General features: G+C 71.8%; 16 protein-coding genes. 9 read left to right on the forward strand and 7 right to left on the reverse strand.

The window, feature by feature from the left end:
* Positions 1–15: 15 nt before the first annotated feature.
* Entirely contained in the window at positions 16–426 is a 411-nt protein-coding gene (gene msrB / locus J5V16_RS05010) for a peptide-methionine (R)-S-oxide reductase MsrB (protein ID WP_208494958.1), read from the reverse strand.
* A gap of 99 nt (positions 427–525) precedes the next feature.
* On the opposite strand from msrB, the gene J5V16_RS05015 reads away from it, so the two are divergent.
* From J5V16_RS05015 to J5V16_RS25205, 5 genes are all read left to right on the forward strand, one after another.
* Complete coding sequence (locus J5V16_RS05015) at positions 526–1554, forward strand: lactonase family protein (protein WP_208494959.1); 1029 nt, start codon at positions 526–528, stop codon at positions 1552–1554.
* An 89-nt stretch (positions 1555–1643) separates the two neighbouring features.
* A complete protein-coding gene (locus tag J5V16_RS05020) occupies positions 1644–2261 on the forward strand; it encodes an acyl-CoA-like ligand-binding transcription factor (protein WP_208494960.1) in 618 nt (205 codons plus the stop codon).
* A gap of 176 nt (positions 2262–2437) precedes the next feature.
* Complete coding sequence (locus J5V16_RS05025; RefSeq protein WP_208494961.1) at positions 2438–4681, forward strand: MMPL family transporter; 2244 nt, start codon at positions 2438–2440, stop codon at positions 4679–4681.
* A gap of 69 nt (positions 4682–4750) precedes the next feature.
* Complete coding sequence (locus J5V16_RS05030) at positions 4751–5452, forward strand: DedA family protein (protein WP_208494962.1); 702 nt, start codon at positions 4751–4753, stop codon at positions 5450–5452.
* A 248-nt stretch (positions 5453–5700) separates the two neighbouring features.
* Positions 5701–6300 carry a response regulator transcription factor gene (locus J5V16_RS25205; RefSeq protein ID WP_304605230.1) on the forward strand — a complete coding sequence of 200 codons (600 nt, stop codon included), beginning with the start codon at positions 5701–5703 and terminating at the stop codon, positions 6298–6300.
* Here the strand turns inward: J5V16_RS25205 and J5V16_RS05040 are convergent.
* The 4 genes from J5V16_RS05040 to lanKC all read right to left on the reverse strand — a co-directional run bounded on the left by J5V16_RS05040 (position 6279) and on the right by lanKC (position 13167).
* Positions 6279–8288, reverse strand: a complete 2010-nt coding sequence (locus J5V16_RS05040; RefSeq protein ID WP_208494963.1) for an ATP-binding cassette domain-containing protein — start codon at positions 8286–8288, stop codon at positions 6279–6281. The genes J5V16_RS25205 and J5V16_RS05040 overlap by 22 nt on opposite strands.
* A gap of 397 nt (positions 8289–8685) precedes the next feature.
* Entirely contained in the window at positions 8686–10344 is a 1659-nt protein-coding gene (locus J5V16_RS05045; RefSeq protein WP_208494964.1) for an ATP-binding cassette domain-containing protein, read from the reverse strand.
* Positions 10345–10413: 69 nt separating this feature from the next.
* A complete protein-coding gene (locus J5V16_RS05050; RefSeq protein WP_208494965.1) occupies positions 10414–10560 on the reverse strand; it encodes a SapB/AmfS family lanthipeptide in 147 nt (48 codons plus the stop codon).
* A gap of 21 nt (positions 10561–10581) precedes the next feature.
* Positions 10582–13167, reverse strand: a complete 2586-nt coding sequence (gene lanKC, locus J5V16_RS05055; RefSeq protein ID WP_208494966.1) for a class III lanthionine synthetase LanKC — start codon at positions 13165–13167, stop codon at positions 10582–10584.
* Between the two features lie 170 nt (positions 13168–13337).
* Between lanKC and J5V16_RS05060 the strand changes: the two genes are divergently transcribed.
* The 4 genes from J5V16_RS05060 (at position 13338) to J5V16_RS05075 (ending at position 18017) form a co-directional block, all read left to right on the forward strand.
* Positions 13338–15032, forward strand: coding sequence for a DUF2264 domain-containing protein (locus J5V16_RS05060; RefSeq protein WP_208494967.1), 1695 nt, complete (start codon positions 13338–13340; stop codon positions 15030–15032).
* Positions 15033–15202: 170 nt separating this feature from the next.
* Positions 15203–16090, forward strand: a complete 888-nt coding sequence (locus J5V16_RS05065) for a sigma-70 family RNA polymerase sigma factor (RefSeq protein WP_307792861.1) — start codon at positions 15203–15205, stop codon at positions 16088–16090.
* Positions 16091–16194: 104 nt separating this feature from the next.
* Positions 16195–16548 (forward strand): DoxX family protein, encoded by a 354-nt coding sequence (locus J5V16_RS05070; RefSeq protein WP_208494968.1) that lies wholly within the window; start codon positions 16195–16197, stop codon positions 16546–16548.
* Between the two features lie 128 nt (positions 16549–16676).
* Positions 16677–18017: a jacalin-like lectin gene (locus J5V16_RS05075; RefSeq protein WP_208494969.1), complete on the forward strand. Its 1341-nt coding sequence runs from the start codon at positions 16677–16679 to the stop codon at positions 18015–18017.
* Here J5V16_RS05075 and J5V16_RS05080 read toward each other — a convergent pair.
* Positions 17923–18420 (reverse strand): hypothetical protein, encoded by a 498-nt coding sequence (locus J5V16_RS05080; protein WP_208494970.1) that lies wholly within the window; start codon positions 18418–18420, stop codon positions 17923–17925. The genes J5V16_RS05075 and J5V16_RS05080 overlap by 95 nt on opposite strands.
* Before the next feature lie 121 nt (positions 18421–18541).
* Positions 18542–19558, reverse strand: coding sequence for a phosphotransferase enzyme family protein (locus J5V16_RS05085; protein ID WP_208494971.1), 1017 nt, complete (start codon positions 19556–19558; stop codon positions 18542–18544).
* Positions 19559–19579 lie beyond the last annotated feature (21 nt).

A 19579-nucleotide genomic window follows, 5' to 3' on the forward strand; every position in this document is an offset into this window, starting at 1 on the left:
TGTACAGCGGTCGCGCTACTCGGCGTCCTCGGCGGGCTCCAGGGTCAGGCTGATCGAGTTGATGCAGAAGCGCGCGTCGTCGGGGTTGTCCCAGCCCTCGCCGTAGAACACGTGGCCCAGGTGCGAGTCGCAGTTGGCGCAGCGCACTTCGGTGCGGCGCATGCCGAGGCTGTCGTCCTCCAGCAGCCGCACCCGGTCGCCGGCCATCGGCGTCCAGAACGAGGGCCACCCGCAGCGGGAGTCGAACTTCGTGTCGGAGGCGAACAGCTCGGCGCCGCACGCGCGGCACCGGTAGACGCCCCGGCGCTTCTCGTCGACGTACTCGCCCGTCCAGGGCGCCTCGGTGCCGCCCTGTCGCAGCACCTTGTACTCGTCACGGCTCAGCTGCTCGCGCCATTGCGCGTCGGTCTTACGGTCCTCGGCCATGCCTCAAGTGTAGGAGCCCGGGTGCGCACCGTCCCCTCTCGCGGACGCAGAGCCGCCCGAGCCCGCGTCTCCCGCAAGGCGGGCCGCTAGGATCGGCGCATGCGGTACCTCCTTGGCGACTACACCACTGAAGGCGGCCCGGGCCTCGTCGTGGCCGGGCCCGACGGCCTCGGCGCGGCCGCGGCGGTGGTCAACCCGTCGTGGGTCCACGTCGGCCCCGAAGCGGTCTACACCCTCACCGAGACCGAGCCGGGCTTCGCCGCGGCCTGGCGCCTCGGCGAGGACTTCGCGCTCGACCGGGCCGGCCAGGGCCGGTCCACCGGCGGCAACAACCCCTGCCACGCCACTGTGGACCCGACCGGGCGCTGGCTGCTGGTCGCCAACTACGGGAACGGCGACGGGGGCGGCGCCTCGGTCGCGGTCCTGCCGATCGGCGAGGGCGGGACGCTCGGCGAGGCCGCTGACGTCTTCAAGCTCTCCGGGTCGGGCCCCGACGCGGAGCGCCAGTCCGGGCCGCACGCGCACCAGGTGGTATGCCACATGGGACGCGTGCTGGCGGTGGACCTGGGCTCGGACCGCATCCATGCGTTCGACCTCGGGGAGGACGGCAAGCTCGCCCCGGCCGCGACCACGCAGCTCGAGCCGGGCTTCGGCCCGCGCCACCTCGCGTTCCTCGGGGACCGCGCGGTCATCGTGGGGGAGTTGGCGAACGCGGTCTCGGTCGGCTCCTTCGACGAGCGCTCGGGCGTGTTCTCCTTCGGCGTCCCGGTGCCGCTGCCCGGCGGCGGGGTCGCCGACCTCGCGGCCCTGCCCGACATCGGCCTGGAAGAGGATTCGCCGCAGGTGCTGCCCGCGGCCGTGGTCCCCGACCCCGGGCGCGGCCTGGTGTACGTCACGGTGCGCGGCACCGACCAGCTCGTGGCGATCGACCCGGTCGGGGGCACGCTCGTGCGCTCGGTCCCGGTCGGAGCCGCCTGGCCGCGCGACGCCGTGCTCACTCCCGATGGCACGCTCCTGGTGGCCTGCCAGCACTCGGGCGTCGTCAACCGGGTGGACCCCGAAGGCGGGTCGGAGCCGGTGACGGAGTGGACCGTTCCCGGCGTCACCTGCGTGGCCCCGCTCACATAGAACGTTCCGACCAGGAAACTTTGCGCCTCCTGCAAAATTTCTTCACTTGCATCTTGTAAACATGAGTAACCATCACTAGGGTTGCTCTCATGGCCGACGGCTCCGGACTCCGCGAACGCAAGAAGGCCGCCACCAAGGCGGCCCTCTCCGCGGCGACCTTCCGGCTCGCGATCGCGAAGGAAGGCGTGGAGAACGTCACGGCCGACGAGATCGCCGCCGAAGCCGGCGTCTCGACCCGCACCTTCCACAACTACTTCGCCTCGAAGGAAGCCGCGCTCCTCCACGACTTCAACGAGACCTCCAACGCGCTCCTCGCGGACCTGCGCGAGCGGGCCTCGACCCAGCCGATCTGGGACGCGATTCGCGACGCGGCCATCGAGATGCACCTCGACGAGAAGTTCGACCTCGAGATGATGCGCTGCCGCGAGCAGCTGATCCACAACTCGCCCTCCCTCATCAAGGAGCAGTCCGGCCAGTTCATGGCGTTGTTCTCCGAGGCGATCGGCATCGTCGCGGAGAGCACCGGCACCGCGCCCACCGACCTCTACCCCCGCCTCGTGCTCGGGACCGCCCTGGTCTGCATCAAGACCACCACCGAGCACTGGCTCGCCGATCCCGGGGAACGCACCCTCCCCGAGGCGATCACCGAGGGCTTCGCCGTCCTCGAACGCGGCATCACCCAGCCGCCCACCTTGCCCGGGAATTGAAACCGCCCGTGAGCCAAGTCCACAACTGAACAGCAGCAAATCCAGGAAACCCGCCGTCGAAGCCGTCGGCGAACACCACCCGAGCCGACCGGCCCCGCCGCCGCACACCCACTGCGTCCACACCGCGCAGCGCGTGCGGCGGGGCTGGGAGGCGAACCCTGTAAGGAGCACCCAGCGTGGCCACCTTCCTCTACCGTCTCGGCAGAGGGTCCTTCCGACTGCGATGGCTCGTCCTCGCCGTCTGGATCCTCATAGTCGGCGGCGTCGGCGCCGCGGCGGCGACCATGCAGCAGGAGACGAACCCCGAGTTCGTCCTGCCCGGCACCGAATCCCAGGAGGCGTTCGACCTCCTCGAAGAACGCTTCCCCGAAGCCAGTGCTGACGGCGGCAGCGCCCAGATCGTGTTCGAGTCCGAGAACGGGGAACCGCTCACCGAGGGCGCCGACCGGACCGCCATCGAGGACCTCGCGGCCCTCATGCAGGACTCGCCGCAGGTCGCGGCGGTCACGAGCCCGTTCGCGACCGACGAGGCCGGCAACCCGATCGGGATGATCTCGGCCGACGGCCAGACCATCGCCGTCATGCAGGTCACCTACGCCGAGCCGGCCATGGAGCTCGAGGAGTCCACGGTGGACTACCTCGAGGACGCCGTGGCCGACACCGAGGACGCGGGCGTCCGCGTCGAGGTCGGCGGCGACGTCCTCCAGGCGATGCCCGAGACCGGGACGACCGAGCTCATCGGCATCGTCGTGGCCCTGATCGTCCTCGTGGTCACCTTCGGCGCCCTCATCGCGGCGGGCCTGCCGATCATCACCGCGGTGCTCGGCGTCATGCTCACCACCGCAGGGATCCTGGCGGCGACCTCGTTCATGAACGTCAGCGAGTCCACCGGCACGCTGGCCTCGATGATCGGTCTCGCCGTCGGCATCGACTACGCGCTGTTCATCCTTTCGCGCTACCGCAGTGAACTCGCCAAGGACGGCCGGGTCGAGGACAAGCGCGCCCGCGCCGAGGCCATGGGCCGCGCCGTCGGCACCGCCGGCTCGGCCGTGTTCTTCGCGGGCCTGACGGTCGTGATCGCGCTCCTGGGCCTGTCGGTCGTGAACATCCCGTTCCTGACCGAGATGGCCGTGGCCGCCGCGGTCACCGTCGTCATCGCGGTGCTCATCGCCGTCACCCTGCTCCCGGCCTTCGCCGGGTTCGCCGGGAAGCGGATCTTCACCAAGCGGCAGCGCCGCCGCATCGCCGAGGGGCTGCACGGCGCGAAGCCCAACGGCGGCAAGCGCTGGGCCGGCTTCGTCACCCGCCACCCGATCCTGGTCGCCCTCGTGGGCATCGTCGGCCTCGGCACGCTCGCCTACCCGGCGCTCGACCTGGAGCTGGGTCTGCCCGACGCCGGGTCCTCCGGTGAGGAGACCACCCAGCGGCAGGCGTACGACCTCATCAGCGAGGGCTTCGGCGAAGGCTTCAACGGGCAGCTCATCATCGTGGGCGACCTCGAGGACGGCGTCGACGCGATGACGGCCGCGCAGGACATCACCGACGAGCTGGGCGGCATCGACGGCATCGCCGTCGTGGGCCAGGCGTTCCCGAACGCCGACCTGGACACCGTCATGGTCACCCTCATTCCGGAGACCGGGCCGTCCGACCACGCCACCAATGAGCTCGTGCACGAGATCCGCGGGGTCCTCGCCGACGACGCGGACGCCGACTGGGCCGTCACCGGTGCCACCGCGCTCAACATCGACATCTCCGACAACCTCAACGACGCGCTGCTGCCGTACATGCTCATCGTGGTCGGCCTCGCGGCGCTCATCCTGCTGCTGGTGTTCCGGTCGATCCTGGTGCCGGTCACGGCCACGCTCGGATTCATGCTCAGCGTGTTCGCCGCGCTCGGCGCGCTCGTCGCGGTCTTCCAGTGGGGCTGGATGGCGGAGCTGTTCAATGTGGACCAGCCCGGCCCGATCATGTCGATGATGCCGATCCTCATGATCGGCCTCGTCTTCGGCCTCGCGATGGACTACCAGATCTTCCTGGTCACACGCGTCCGCGAAGCGTACGTGCACGGCGCCGACCCGAAGCAGGCCATCGTGGAGGGCTACGGCCACTCCTCGCGGGTCGTGGTCGCGGCCGCGCTCATCATGATCAGCGTGTTCGCGGCGTTCATCTTCAGCGGCGAGGCGATGATCGCGGCGATGGGCTTCGGCCTGGCCGCGGCTGTCATCTTCGACGCGTTCGTGGTCCGCATGGCGATCATCCCCGCGATCATGGCCCTCATGGGCCGCGGCTCGTGGTGGATCCCCAAGTGGCTCGACCGCATCCTGCCGAACGTCGACGTCGAAGGCGACAAGCTCCAGCAGCACCTCGCCAAGGACGCCCCGCACGAGGACGAGCGCGAGCTCGTCGGAGCGTCCAAGTAGCCGATGCCTGAAGGGGACCGGGCCCACCCCCGGCCCGGTCCCCTCCGGCGTTCGGCGAACGGGGGACCCATGACGGTCTTCTACTGGGCGATGCTCATCCTCATCGGCATGGTGGTCGCGGACTTCTTCGTCCCGATGCTTCCGAGCGCGACGCTCGTGACCGCCGCCGCCGGGCTCGTCTTCGGCAATCCGCTCCTCATCGGCGTGCTGCTCGTCGGGGCCGCCGTCGCCTCCTGGCTCGGCGAGTTCCTCGGCTACCGGCTGTTCCGGTCGCTGCGGGCCGGGCTCGCGCGCCGCAGCCCGCGCGTCGTGCGCGGGCTCGTGACCGGCACAGTCGCGAAACTCGAAGCGCTCCTGCAGCGCACCATCAGCGACCACCCGTACCGCACGACGATGGTGGCGCGGTTCCTGCCGGCCGGCCGCACCGCGCTGGCGTGGGCGGCGGCCGGTACTGCCAGGCCGCCGTACGCGCGCATGGCCGCCCTCGGGGGCGTGCTGTGGGCGGCGTACTCGGTCGGCCTAGGCCTGGTGATCGCCTGGATCGCCGGGCCGGGACTCCAGTCGCTCGTCGGCTCGGTGGTGACGGTGGCGGCCGTGGGGCTGTTCCTCGGCTGGCTCGCCCGCCGCTGGCAGCGGACCCACCCCGACAGCGTCGTGAACACCGCGACCGCTGCAGTAGTCCTCGCCGCGCAGCCCGCACCCGACGCGGCGCTCCCGGCGCCGGCTGACGAGCCGGACGGCGCGGGCGGATCGGCGGCCCGGGCCGCTTGAAAGGGCCTGTGGCATATCACATGTGACACAGCAGCAGGACCCGTCCAGACTCGGACGGGTCCTGCTGTGCCTTCTCGTGGTATTGCGATGCGTCAATGTCTGGCTCGAATGGCAATTGTCGAAAATCTGACAAATACCCGTGTTTAGTGTCCTTTGCGGACCGGTACCCTGAGGCCTGAAACCAGAGAGCCCGGACACGACGGGTGGGCGTCGGCAGGGAGTTGCGAAGGTGAGACAGGTGGGAGTCCATGATCCGTGTACTCGTCCAGCACGACCAGTGCCTCTGGCACACCGCACTGCACCGCGGCCTGGCAGGCGAGCAGGGCATCGTCATCGAAGACGCCGAACGCGATGAGGACGCGCTGGCCGCCGCCCTGCGACTGCGGCCCGACATCCTCGTCCACGACTCCGCTTTAATGCCCCCCGAGTGCGCCGAAGCACTCTGCACGGCCCTCCCCGACACGAGCGTCCTGCTCCTCGTCGACCCCACCCGCAACGCCGGTCTCGCACAAGACCTCGCCCGGCTCGCCCCACGCGTTGGGTTCATGACCACCGGCGAGACCTTCGAACGGCTCATCGACGCGATCCACCGGCTCACCGGCGGCGAGGCCGTGATCGACGCCGGGATCGCGCTGGCGGCCATGCGCGCCCGGAGCAACCCGCTCACGAAGCGGGAGCGGGAGGTCCTGAGCCTCGTCGGGACGGGCGCGACGACGCGGGAGATCGCGGAGTCCCTGTTCCTGCGGGTGGAGACGGTGCGCAATTACCTGTCGAACTCGATCCACAAGTCGGGGGCGCGCAGCCGCATCGACGCGGTGCGCATCGCTCAGGAGGCGGGCTGGATCTGAGCCGCGGCGCGGGCCGTCGCCTTGGGCGGCAACGGGTCTGTCGAGACGTCGGCTCCCCAGTGCGCGAGCAGGCGTCGGTACAGCGGCGACGTCTCGTGCAGGTGCTCGTGGTCGCCGATGGCGGCGGTGCCGCCGTCGAGGACGAGCAGGCGGCGGGCGCGCATTGCGGAACTCGCGCGGTGTGCGATGACGATGAGGGTCCCGCGGGCGGCGAACGCCGCCTCGGCGCGGGCCTCGGCGGCGGGGTCGAGATGGCAGGTGGCCTCGTCGAGGACCGCGATCGGGGCGGGGGAGCGGTAGGCGCGGGCGAGCGCGATGATCTGCCGCTCCCCGGCGGAGAGACGGCTCGGCTCGAGTTCCGCGCCGAGCCCGCCGAGCCGCTCGACCAGGGGCGCCGCGCCCACGGCGCGGACGGCGTCGACGAGTTCGGCGTCCGAGGATGCGGGGGCCAGGTAGCGCAGGTTGTCTCTGACCGTGCCGGTGAAGACGTAGGCCTCTTGCGGGATGAGCACACGCCGCTCGGCGAGTTCGGCGGTGGTGAGGGTCCGGGCCTCGGTGTGGCCGTAGGCGACGGTGCCCGAGGCGGGTCGCAGGAGGCCGCAGAGCAACGCGGCCAGTGTGGACTTGCCGATACCGCTGGGGCCGATGATCGCGAGATGGTCGCCTGCGGGGACGGTGAGGTCGAGTTCGCGGAGGACTGGTGCGGCGTGGGGACCGTAGGCGAAGGTGAGGCTATGGGCTGCAAGGGCGGCGGGTGCCGTGGAGCCGGCCGGGTCAGGGGTTGCGGCTGGGAGGGGGGTGCCGTTGGTGCTCGCGGGTGGGCGGCCGATGGTCGGTTTGCCCTGTACCCGGGGTCGGGTGTGTCGGAGCTCGAGGCCCCCTGAATCAATGGTCGCGCGGGGGTGCGACATTTCGCTGGTCGCGCTGGTCGCGCTGGTCGCGCTGGTGGTCGGGTGTGAGGGCGGAGCCGGGGATTCGGGCGCGGGTGAGCGCGGGATCGCAGCAGTGGGACGGGCGGATTCAGCCGACTTCTCGATCCGGTCCACGGTCGTCCTCGTCTCTGGGTTGAGTATGCGGCTCAAGGCGACACAGAGTCGAAGGCCGCTGTTGCCGAGGCCCGAGATGAGGCTGTTGAGCGCGGGCTGGAGTCCGGTGAGGACATAAAGCAATGCGCCAGTTAGCGCCCCGGCGGTGAGGCCCCTGTCGGCGAGCCAGGGTGCGGCCGTGAGGACTGCAATGAGCGGGAGCCAGCCGCCCACTGCGAAACACATGGCGCGCAAGGCCGCCGCGCCGGCGAGTGCGCGCTCCGCCGCAGCGAGGCGGTCGATGGGGCCGGCGGTGAACCCTTCGGCGTAGGCCTCGCCGCCGCAGGCGGCGAGATCGGTTGCGGCGGAGGCGACCTGGCCGACGTGCGCGGCGAGGCGTTCGTCGGCTTCGGCGGCGCGCCGGTGCCGGTCGGCCGCGAAGCCCATGGTGGCGATGAAGCCGATGAGTCCCAGGAGGAACGGCGGCAGCACGAACATGGCGAGGAGCGGGTCGAGGGCGAGGAGGCCTACGGTGACGCCGATCGAGGTGACCAGGCAGCCGCGGACGGCGAGCACCACGCCCGCGTACGAGTCGCGGGCGATCTCGACCTGTCGGGCGAGCCGCGAGACGGCTCCGGGATCGGGTCGTCCTGCCACTGCGGCGTGTAGCGCGTGACATATCACATGGCGCACCAGGCGGTCCCGGAAAGGCTCCACTGTCGCGCCGAGGGTCGCGTAGAGGCCGCGGGTGCCGAATGCGCCGACTGCTGCCGCGGCCATGAGTCCGCCGAGCCAGGCGGCGCCGGTCCAGGGGTGTCCGGCGAGGAACCCGTCGTCGAGAGCGCGGGCGACCATGAAGCCGAAGAGCGCAGTCGGGAGCGTTTCGGGGAGCGACCAGAGGAAGAGCGCGATCAGCGCCCGGGGGCGCAGCCCGGATGCGGCGTATCGCAGTACGGCCTTCATGAGCAGTTCCGGAGATGGGAGGCGCGGTAATGCGTGACATTCCACTGTGCCTTCTGGTGGATGCGGTGATCCGAGGAAGGCGCAGTCCGGGTGCGGGGGTGGCGGGCGCGCGGTGCCGAAGGGCGGGGATGGTGGGGGTGCAATGCTGCGATGCTGCGGCGGTGGACGTGCGTCGCCGGGTTGCGGGGATGGCGGGGATGGCGGGGGCGTGCAGGATGATGAGGGCTGGCCGTACCCCGGGGTCGGGTGTGTTGGTTCGCAGTCGCCCCCGGTCCAATGGTGGCGCGGGGGTACGGCAGCCGTGAGAGGGCTTTGCCACGCGGTCGGGCGTGTCGGGTTGGGCAGCGGGGTGCCGAGGCACGGGCGTCGCGCCCGTTTCCTGTTCGATGGTGGTGGGTCATTGATGGAACACCTCCCGGTATTCGGGGTCGCCCCATAGGGTTTCGTGCCGGCCGGTCGCGCGGACCTTGCCTTCGTCGAGCCACACCACCAGGTCGGCCTCGGCGGCGATCAGAGCCTTGTGCGTGACCACCAGCCGGGTGCTGCCACTCGCGGCCAGGGCGTCGGCGACGCGCAGTTCGCTCACCGCGTCCAGCGCGGCCGTGGCGTCGTCGAGGACCAGCAGCCGTTCGGCTCGCCATGCCCGGGCCAGGCCAATCCGCTGCGCTTCGCCGCCCGACATCGGGACCCGGTCGAGCGCGGTGTCGTACCGGTCGGGCAGACGCTCGGCGAAGCCGTCCGCGCCGACCGCCGCCGCTGCGGTGAGGACCGCTTCGCGTGGGCGACCCGGGCCCATCGTGTCGGCGAGCGTCGCTCCCGCGAGCGCGGGGCGCTCGGTCGCCATGCCAACGGCGTCGCGCAATGCCTTGTGCGACAGCCGAGGCAGCGGCACGCCGTCAAGGAGGACTTCGCCGCTGTCGGGGTCGCGCAGTCTTGCGGCGACCGTCGCCAGGACCGACTTGCCCGATCCTGACGTGCCGACGACCGCCGCCATCGCGCCGCCGGGGACCGTGAAGGCGGCGTCCGTCAGCAGTGGACCGTCGGGGCCGTCCACGGTCACCGCCCGGAATTCGAGTCGGCCTGCTCCCGTCTCCGGCAGGTTCAGGTCGCCGTAAGCGAGGGCCGGGATCTGCTGGACCTCGTCGAGCCTTGCCACGGCCGCCTTCGCCCTCGCCAGGACGCCGAGCACGCCCGTGAGCGATCCGAGGCCCGCGCCGAGCATCGCGTACTGGCCCGCCGCCAGCACCTCGCCCGCGCTCAATGCGCCCCGGCCCGCCAGGAACCCGGCGACCGCCAGCACACCCACCGTCGCCAGTGGACCTGCGAACGCCGCCCTCGCGCCGGCGGATGCGAGTGCTTTCCAGCTCGTCCTGCCGTGTTCGGCGAGGTGGGGGAGGTCGCGCAGCACGCGCTTGGTCTCCGCGTCGACGGTCCCGGCGGCCGCGATGGTGCGCCTGCCGCCGATCGCCTCGGTCAGCCGCGCCGCCATCGCACCCTGCACGCGCTGGTAGGCGATCGCGGCGGCCGCCGTCTCCTTCGCGAAGAGGCGCAACACGACCGCCACGAGCGCGAGGCCGAGCGCGAACGCCGCTGCGAGTCGCCAGTCGAGCCACAGCAGCATGGCGAGCCCGCCCACCGGCGGCAGCGTAGCCGCCAGCGCGCCGATCAGGCCCGGCCCGGCCTGGGCCGCGTCGGCGGCGCCCGCGGAGGTGCGGGCGACGAGGTCGCCGGTGTCGAAGTCGCGGATGCGGTGCGGGATGGCGAGCATGCGGCGCACCAGGCCGCCGCGGAGCCAGGCGGCCGCGTCGGCGGTGCAGGTGGTCTCGGCGAACGCGTCGACGAGGTCGCACGCGACGCCCGCGAGGATCAGCGCCCCCGCGGTCAGTGCCCAGGTGCCGGCGCCGTCGCCTGCCACGGCGGCGTCGACCGCGTTCGCGAGCGCCAGCGGCAGGGCGAGCAGGCTCGCGGTGCCGATGAGCGCGGAGGCGCCCAGGAGCGGGAGCCTGCGGCGGGAGCGTCGCACCACGGTGGCGAAGGCGAGGGCGGTTGCGGTCATCGAGCGGCTCCGTTCATGGGCCTCGGCCCCGGATGTGCAACATCGTCCGGGGCCGAGGTTCAGGGCGTGCTAGTGGCAGAGCAGCACGGAGAGGCTGCTGGTGCCGCCGCAGAGGGTGGCGCTCAGGTTGGACGGGCAGGAGTGCCCGCTGTTGGAGCTGCCGGCGGTGTTGAGGTCCTTGCCGCCTTCCATGCCCTGCAGGTCGAGGAGAGCCATGTTTCTCTTCCTTTCGTCGTTCTACCGTGAAACTGGGTCCACCCGCGTCTCGAACGCGGGCGCTTGTGGGGCAGTGGAACTGCCGATGAGCGGAAGCCGGGCTTCCGGGTCGTCGCCGAGGGCGGCGGCCAGTGCGAGCAGGATGCCCGCGCCGCCGGTGGCGAGGTCCATGGAGAGCCGCAGCAGACCGGTGCCGGGGAACGCCATGCCGTCCGCATAAGGGAGGGCGTGCCAGGCGAGGGCCTGGACCTGTCGGCGCACACCGGGGTCGGCGGCCGGGCGTCCGCTGCGCCCGGCGAGGTAGTAGAGGATCCCGGCGCGGCCGGTGAACAGGCCCGGGAGGATGTACATGGGGGAGCGGGCGGCCAGGGCGAGCTGCCCGGCGGCCTCGTCGAACCCCGGGTCGGGGCGGTACGTGCGGTAGGTGTCGAGGGCGATGCCGAGGCCGACGCTGCCGGCCTCCAGATAGGGCATGGTGCGCCAGCCCTCGTCGATCTCGCGGGAGCCGTTGGAGCGCACCACGGTGCGGACGAGGTCGGCCCGCAGGCCGGCCGCGGCGGCGTCGAGGTACCCGGTGTCGCCGGTGGCGTCGAAGGCGCGCATGAGGAGCATCGCGCGGCCGGCGCCGCCGCGCATGAGCCCGGCCCACGGTTCGCGGCCGCCGCTGGTGGCGCCGCCGGCGGTCTCGGTCGCGAGGCGGTCGGCGACGAGTCCCGCGCACGACAGGCCGGTCGCGGCGAGGTCCGGTTCGCCGCGGGTCCCGGCCAGGTGCAGCAGGGTCAGGCCGATCCCGGCGAGACCGCCGAAGAGATCGCCGCCCAAGGACTTCCAGTCCTCGCCGAGGACGACGTCCACGGTGTCCAGGGCGGCCTGGTGGTGCCCGAGGCGGTCGAGGGTGAACGCCGCCCCGCACAGGCCGTCGTAGAGGCCCAGGCGTGATCCGGGCGCGGGGTCGACCGAGCGCTGCAGGAGCCAGTCCTCGAACCGCTCGTGGCGTCCCGCGCCCGCGGTGTCGAGGGCGTGCAGGACGCCGGCGGCGCCGTAGGCGAGGCCGAGCCCGCCGGACTCGAACTGCTGCACGTCGCCGGGGAAGAGCCGGTCCTCGCGTTCGGGGGTGGCGCTGGCGACGATGGCGCGGGCGATCGCGTCGCGCACCGCAGGCCAGTCCTCGGGTTCGGTCGAGGGCGGCTCGTAGGCGTACTCGGGCGGGGCGATGAGGTCGACCGCGTCGTCGAGCCACCCGTCGGGGACGGGGAAGCGCTCGCGGATGACGGCCGCGAAATGGCGGGCCTTGAGCCGGTGCAGGCCCAGCAGGTTCGTCATCGGCAGGAACAGGGCGAGCTTCATGCACGCCAGGGAGTACCGGTCGGCGGCGGCGCCGGTGAGCGAGCGCGGCGCGGCGAAGCCCTGGTTGCCCAGGCCCGCACGGCGTTCGTCGTCGACCGAGCCGGCGACCTCGAAGTCGAGGAGGCACGCGCGCCCGTCGGGGCGGACCATGACGTTGAACAGGTGGAGGTCCCCGTAGGCGACGCCCCGCTCGTGCAGCCGCTCCACAATGGCGGTGATCTGGGCGTGCACGTCCACCGCCCACGCGGTGAACCGCGCGTAGTCCTCAGGCGTCGCGTCCGCGTCCACGAGCGGGTAGCGGGTGACGACGGCCTTGCTGAGCACCTCGCCCTCGACGTACTCCATGGCCAGGAACCGGTGCTCGCCCAGCCAGAACACGCCCCGCGACGCCGGCACCCCGGCCACGCCCTCGAGCCGCTCGAGTACCGCGTGCTCGTGCTCGACGCGGGCGACCGCGTCGTGCCCCCATGCGTCGAGCCCGGCGTGCGGGCGGCCCTCCTTCAGGACCGCCTGGCCGCCTTCGGCATCGCGGGCCAGGTAGATGCCGCCGCCGTTGGAGAAGTGCAGCACGCTCTCGATCGTGTAAGGGATCGCGTCGACCTTCACCGCCGAGCGCGCCTCCAGATGCGGCGCCAGGAACGCCGGCAGCTCGACCCAGTCGGGGACGTGGAACACCGGGTCGCGCCGGTCGGCCACGAGCCGCCCCTCGCCGTCGAGCAGCGCCGGGACGACCGCGCCGCGCTCGTCGGTGGTGTACCGGTTCGCGAACGCACCGTACCGCACATGCAGCGGCCCCTTGCCCCAGCGCAGGTCGGAGAGGATGTACGGCCCCGCCTCGCCGTCGAGCAGCGCTCCCAACTCGGTGAGGATCCGCTCGCACTCGGCGTCGGAGCCCGGGTACACGGTCACGAGCTTCCCCGAGTAGCCGCGCGGCGCGTACTTCGAGACCCGTACCAGCAGCGCCGAAGGCGAGCGCAGGAACTTGAACTGGATGCCGCGCGGCACGCAGTAGTCCCACGCCGCCGCCAGCACCCGCTCCGCGCCGTCCATCGTGGCCGACGCGTGGATCTTCCACCCCTGCGCCGGCAGGGCGACGTCTTCGCGGCGCATCGTCAGCCAGTCGTCCGACTCCGAGCGCCGCCACCCCTCCGGCAGCTCCCGCCCGGCCACCGCGAACGATTCGCCCGCCGTCTCGGCCGAGTACATCGCGTCGTAGAACGCCGGATCGGCCATGGTGAACGCCGCGTACCTGTCGTCCATTCCCCGGAACCTCCTTGAGCCGCAACCGGTGCTGCAACTCATCCTGCAAGATCCCGATAGGTCCGAACTACCCCGTTTCATCACCGATCGCACCGTGAAAAACCCACACTCGCCACCCGATCGCCCGGACCCCTTGCCGTATCCCACCGGCATTGATAGCGTCTGCCAGCGTGACTTCACCGCTGCGCACCTTCGGACCGCTCGACCACAGCCGCACCGGGTGGGCCTCGGCCGCACTCGCGATCGGGAGGCCCGCCGCCGAACTGGCCGCCGCCGGACCCGACGCCATGCCGGTCACCATGTCGAACCACTCCCACGCCGAGGACTGGTTCGAACTCCTGACCCGCCCCCTGTGGGGCCTGGCCCCCGCCAAAGACGCCGTCCCCGCCGACCTCTGGGACACCCTCGCCCCGACCCTCGCCCGCGCCCTCGACCCCGACGACCCCTGGTACGTCGGCGACGTCGCCCAAGGCGGGCAGCGCATCGTCGAGGCCGCCGCCGTCGGCTGGGCCTTCCACCTCGCCCCCGAGAAGCTCTGGGACCCCCTGGACCCCAAGGCGAAAGACAAGACCGCCGCGTGGCTCACCGCCGCCTACAACGGCCCCGTCGCCGACATGAACTGGCACTACTTCCCGGTCTTCGCCGGCCACGGCCTCAAACGGCTCGGCATCGCGCACGACCCGGCCGTCGCGAACGGCCACCTCGAGCGCATGGGCGAGTTCGCCCTCGGCGACAGCGTCTTCGAGGACGGCCCCGGCGGCCGGGTGGACTACTACAACCCCTTCGCGTTCCACACCTACGCGCTCCTGCACTACAAGCTCGCCGGCGACGACCGGTACGTCGCGAACGCGGCCGCGTTCGCCCGCAAGTTCCGCTCCTGGTTCGCCGCCGACGGCGCGGCCGTCCCCTACGGGCGCAGCCTCGGCTACCGGTTCGCGCAGGGCTGCCTGTGGGGCGCGCTGGCGGCCGCCGACGTGGAGGCGGTGCCGTGGGCAGAGGCCGCCGGGTTCAGCCGCCGCCACCTCGAGTGGTGGTGGGACAAGCCGATCCTCGACCCCGAAGGGCGCCTGACGGTCGGATACGCGTACCCCAACAACGCCGTGGCCGAGCAGTACCTGACGGCGGGTTCGCCGTGGTGGGCGACGAAGATCTTCGCGGGCCTGCTGGCGGGCGAGGACCATCCCTTCTGGACGGCTGAGGCCGCCCTGCCGGGCCCGGTAGTGGAGCCGCACAAGGCCGCGCGGGCAGTGCATGTGCGCGACCGGGGCGGGAACGTGACGCGGCTGAACGGCCAGGCGTGGGTGCCGTGGGCGCGCACGGGCGAAGCGGCGTACGGGAAGCTCGCGTATTCGACGCTGGCGGGGTTCTCGCACGCGACGGGCGGGCCGGGCCTGGAGTCGGCGGTGCCCGACGGGGCGCTGCTGCTGTCGGAGGACGGGCGCCACTGGCGGGGCCGGGAGGACTCCGACGAGGGCGCGATCGACGAGAACGGGGTGCTGACGGTCAACTGGCAGCCGTGGGAGGACGTGACGATCACGACCTCGCTCGAGGCGGCCGTCGACGGCTGGCACGCGCGCGTCCACGTGATCGAGACCGAGCGGGCGCTGCACACGGGGGAGGGCGGCTGGTGCGTGCCCAAGCCCGGCCATGTCGCGGAGGTCGGCGACGCCCGCGTCACGGTCGTGGGGCAGGGGCTGCGCTCGGAGCTCATCGACAGCACGGGGGAGCGGGAGGCGGCGCTCATCGAGCCGATGCCAGGAACCCACTTGTACTGGCCTGCAACGGTACTGCCGGTACTCAGAGGGGTCCTCGAACCGGGGAAGCACGTCCTGAAATCTCTGATATATATCGGCTCCGAGGTTTAAAACCTCTCCTTCGAAACAGACAAAAAGACTGAAACGTGCGCGGCTTCGCCGCGCTCTCATCAAAAGAGCGACTGCGAGCCCGGTCACGATCGCGGCTCGGGTGTCACAGACGGCGGCCCTGTTCGGCTCTTGGATTGCGATGCAGCCGAGAGACTTCGAGGAGGGCCGCCGTGAACGATGTACCTGATGGGCCGGCCGTGGTGTTCGCCGAGCAGCGCGAGCTGCTGTTCGGGATCGTCTACGGGATGCTGGGCACCGTCGCCGACACCGAGGACGTGCTCCAGGACGTCTGGCTGGCCTGGGAGCGCCGCTCGCACGGCGATCCGATCGAGCACGCCCGCGCGTACCTGGTGCGGGTGGCGGTCAACGCCGCGATCCGGCGGCAGGAGGCGGTGAAGCGCCGCCGCGAGACGTACATCGGGCCGTGGCTGCCCGAGCCGGTGATGACCGAGACGGCGCCGGACGCGGCCGAGCCCGCGCTGCGGGCCGAGTCGGTGTCGTTGGCGCTCATGGTGGTCCTGGAGTCGCTGACCCCCGCGGAGCGGGCGGTGTTCGTGCTCGCCGACGTGTTCGGGTACGCGCACGGTGAGATCGCCGCGCTGCTGGGCCGCTCGGCGGGGTCGGTGCGGCAGATCGCGCACCGCGCCCGGTCGCATGTGCAGGCGCGGCGTCCGAAGTACGAGGTGGACCCGGCGGTGCACCGGCAGGTGACCGAGCGGTTCATGGCCGCGGTCTCGGGCGGCGACATCGACGCGCTGCTCGGGATCATGGCCCCGGACGTGGTGCTCACCTGCGACGGCGGCGGTCTGGGGCCGGCGGCGGGGCCGCGGCCGATGCGCGATGCCGCGCGGATCGCGTCGTTCCTGGTCAGCCGCCGCTTCCGCCGCCATGAGGGGCTCGAGGTCGACTTCCGTCCGGTGAACGGCTCACCGGCGGCGCTGATGTGGCGGGACGGCCGCGTCGTGGGCGTCCTCATGCTCGACCTCACCCCGGCGCTCGACCGGGTCGCCGCGGTCTACGCGGTCACGAACCCGCAGAAGCTCACCACCCTGCACTGATCCGACGGGGTTCCCCGGAACGCGCCCTCGCGGCCGGGCCGGCCGCGCTGTGCCCTGCTCGCCCATGACTTCGACAATCACCTACTGCACGAAGGAGTACACCCATGTCCACGCTTCATCTCGTCCTCGCCGTCACGTTCGGCGTCCTCAACCTCGGTTCGGGGATCGGCGCGATCGTCCGGCTGCCCCAGATCCTGCCGCTCATGGACGGCGCGCGGGTGCCGCATTCGATGCTGGTCTTCCCGATCGGCGTCCTCAAGGCCGTCGGCGGGGTCGGGCTCCTGGCCGGGCTCGCGTTCGCGCCGGTCGGCACGGCCGCGGCGGCGGGCCTGGTGCTGTTCTGGACCTGCGCGGTCCACACGCACATCCTGGCGGACTACTGGCCGAAGGAGACGATCCTGACGTTCACGTTCCTCGCCTCCTCGGTCGCGATCCTGGCGCTCGATCTGGCGGCGTGAGCGCGAGCGTTCACCGCCGGGCGGGGCGCGGTTTCCCCAGCAGTCTTGAACATTTCGCATTATTCGGGCAATCTGATTGCGCCATAACCGAAGCCGAGCCCCCTCGGCCGCGAGACCACTGGAGCCCCATGCACCTCCCGTCCCGCCTGGCGGCGCTCACCGCGCTGACCTCGCTCGCCGCCCTCGCCCTCGCCGCCGCACCTGAACCGGTCGAGGCGCAGGAGGCCGCGGCGAGCGGCGACCTCTCCGTCCTCTCCTACAACGTCGCGGGCCTGCCGCTGGGCCTGGGCGACGGCGACCCCGAGACGAACACGCCGATCATCGGGTCCCGCCTGGGCTCCTACGACATCGTGCACGTCCAGGAGGACTTCAACTACCACGCGGCGCTGTACGCGGCGGACGACCATCCGCACCGCACGGCCACCAGCGGCGGCGTCCCGTTCGGGGACGGCCTCAACACGCTCTCGGACCTGCCGTTCGAGGACTTCGAGCGGGTCAAGTGGAACGACTGCGCCTCCGGATCGGGCGACTGCCTGACCCCGAAGGGCTTCACGTTCATGCGCGCCCGCCTCGCCGAGGGCGTGTGGGTCGACCTGTACAACCTGCACACCGACGCCGGGAGCGATGCGGCCGACATCGCCGCGCGCGCGAAGAACCTCGCGCAGGTCTCGGCGTTCATGGCCGAGCACTCGGCCGGGAACGCGGTGATCGTCTACGGCGACACCAACACCCGGTACACGCGCACCGGCGACGGCATCGCGGCGTTCGCGGCGGGCAACGGCCTCACCGACGCGTGGGTGGAGCTGGTGCGCGGCGGCGACGCCCCCGACGAGGGCGACCCCGCGCTCGTGTGCGACGACGCGACGGTGGACGCGTCGTGCGAGGTCGTCGACAAGGTCCTGTACCGCTCGGGAGACCACGTCAAGCTCGACGCGGGCCGGTACCGCAACGACCATGCGGCGTTCCGCGACGCGAACGGGAAGAACCTCTCCGACCACTATCCGATCGCGGTGGACTTCTCGTGGTCGACCGGCGCGGCGTTCACGCTCAGCGACCAGTTCGGCGGCCCGCACGGCGCGTTCTTCACCGATGTGGACGACCTCGGCGCCGGCGACGCGGCCCGCGTGCTGCGCCTGCGCGCCGGTGAGCGGGTCGACCTGCTCGGCGTCACGCTCGCCGACGGCACCGTGCTCGACCACGGCGGCAGCGGCGGCACGCTCAAGGAGCTGACGCTCGCGGCCGGGGAGTACCCGACGGCCCTGCGCGTGTGCCAGGGCAAGCATGACGGCCGCACGCGGATCTTCTACGCCCGCTTCACGACCAACACCGGCCGCACCCTCGAGGGCGGGACGGCGACGGGGGAGTGCGCGACCTTCACGGCCCCGTCAGGTTGGCAGATCGCGGGCTTCCACGGCCGCTCGGGCACGGCGGTCGACAAGGTGGGCGTGGTCTACACGCGCCGCGCCTAGCTGTCGGCGTAGACGGGGGCGAATAGGTCGCCTCGACTGTCGCGTGGAGCGCGGCCGCACCCGCCGCGCCCGCAATGAGCATCGAGATCCCGATCGCGGCGATGCCCCACAGCAGGTTGTCGAAGGTGCCCTCGGACCAGGCGAGCACGGCGTCCCACGAGAAGCCCGCTCCCTCGTCCGAGGGCTCCTGCGCGCTGTCGCCCTCATCGGCGGTCTCATCTTGTGCGACCTCGGATGCGGTCTGCTGCGCGTCCGGTTCGGCCTCGGCGGTCTGCGCGGTGCTCGGGGCGAGGGTCCAGCCTTTCTGCTCGAGCCACTGCTGGCCGCCGAACAGCGCGAAGATGGTCGCGACGCCGGACAGGAACGCGACGGTCCAGGCGAGGCCCTTCGCGAAAGTCGACAAGGGGTTCCGAACCTCCAAAGCGCGGTGCAGGACCGGATCGGGCGGGTCGCGGGGACGGGCATAGGACCACCGCTGAACCTATTGCCACCGCGCTGCGGGCGCGGCCCCGCGTCACTTCGTGTCAGGCTGACAGATCGAGGCAGCGGCGGACTTCCCGCATCCGGTACTTGATGTGTTCGGCGGTGTCGACCTCTTCGCTGCCGTTGCTGTGCACGAGTCCTGCGGCCCAGAGGCATTGGGCCGCGTGGCGGGCGGCCATGAGCATCGGCAAGTGGACCTCCAGCTCGACCGGCAGCGGCCGGACGGAACGGTATCCGGCGAGGAACGCGGCGCGGAGTCGCCGGAAGTGGGGATAGTCGCTGAGGTTGCCCAGGACGGGTCCCATGTCGGCGAGGTAGTGGCCCCAGCCGGTCTCGTCGAAGTCGAGGACGCCGATGCTCCAGCCTTGCGGAGTGCGGCGGGTGTGGCAGTTGCCGAGGATGAAGTCGTGGTGGACGACGCCGAACGCCTCGGGGTCGCCGCCGAGCCGGTCGAGGATCGCGGCGGTCCGGTCGGCGACGTGGTCGAAGAGCGATCGGTCGGCGGGCTCCAGCAGGTCGCGGAACGGGCCGGGGCGATAGGGCGAGTCCTCGGTGAACAGTGCGCGGGCGTCCCAGGCTGGGAGGTCGAACCCGGCAGGCGGCGTGAAGGATTCGGCGACGCGGTGCAGGTGTGCGAGCGAGCGGCCGGTCTCGTGGACGCCTATGGTCCCGAGGCCGGTTCCCGGCCGCCGCACGACGCCTTCGACCCAGGTCAGGAGGTCACAGTGGAGTGTGCGCCCACCGCCTGGCGAGGGGATGGCGACGGACAGCGCGCCGTCGTTGGTGGGCACGGGTTTCGGTGTGCGGATGCCGGCTGCGGCGAGGTCGTCGTGGACGGTGTCGAGGAAGGCGAGTTCGGATCGGGTGTGGGCGGGGGTGCGGTAGGCGGGTCGGTGGACGCGGAGCGCGTAGCGGTGACCGCCTGCGGCGGTGACTTCGTAGACGGCGTTGTTGAGCAGCCGGATGGGTGCGGCGGTGGCGGGCTGGGGGAGGTCGTAGGCGGTGAGGGCGGTTTCGGCCGCGCGGTGCATGGCCTGGGTGTAGGAGGTGGGTGGCAAGCGGGCTCCTCGGCTGGGGTC

It is taken from the genome of Glycomyces niveus, assembly GCF_017592475.1.
Classification (GTDB): Bacteria; Actinomycetota; Actinomycetes; order Mycobacteriales; family Micromonosporaceae; genus Glycomyces; species Glycomyces niveus.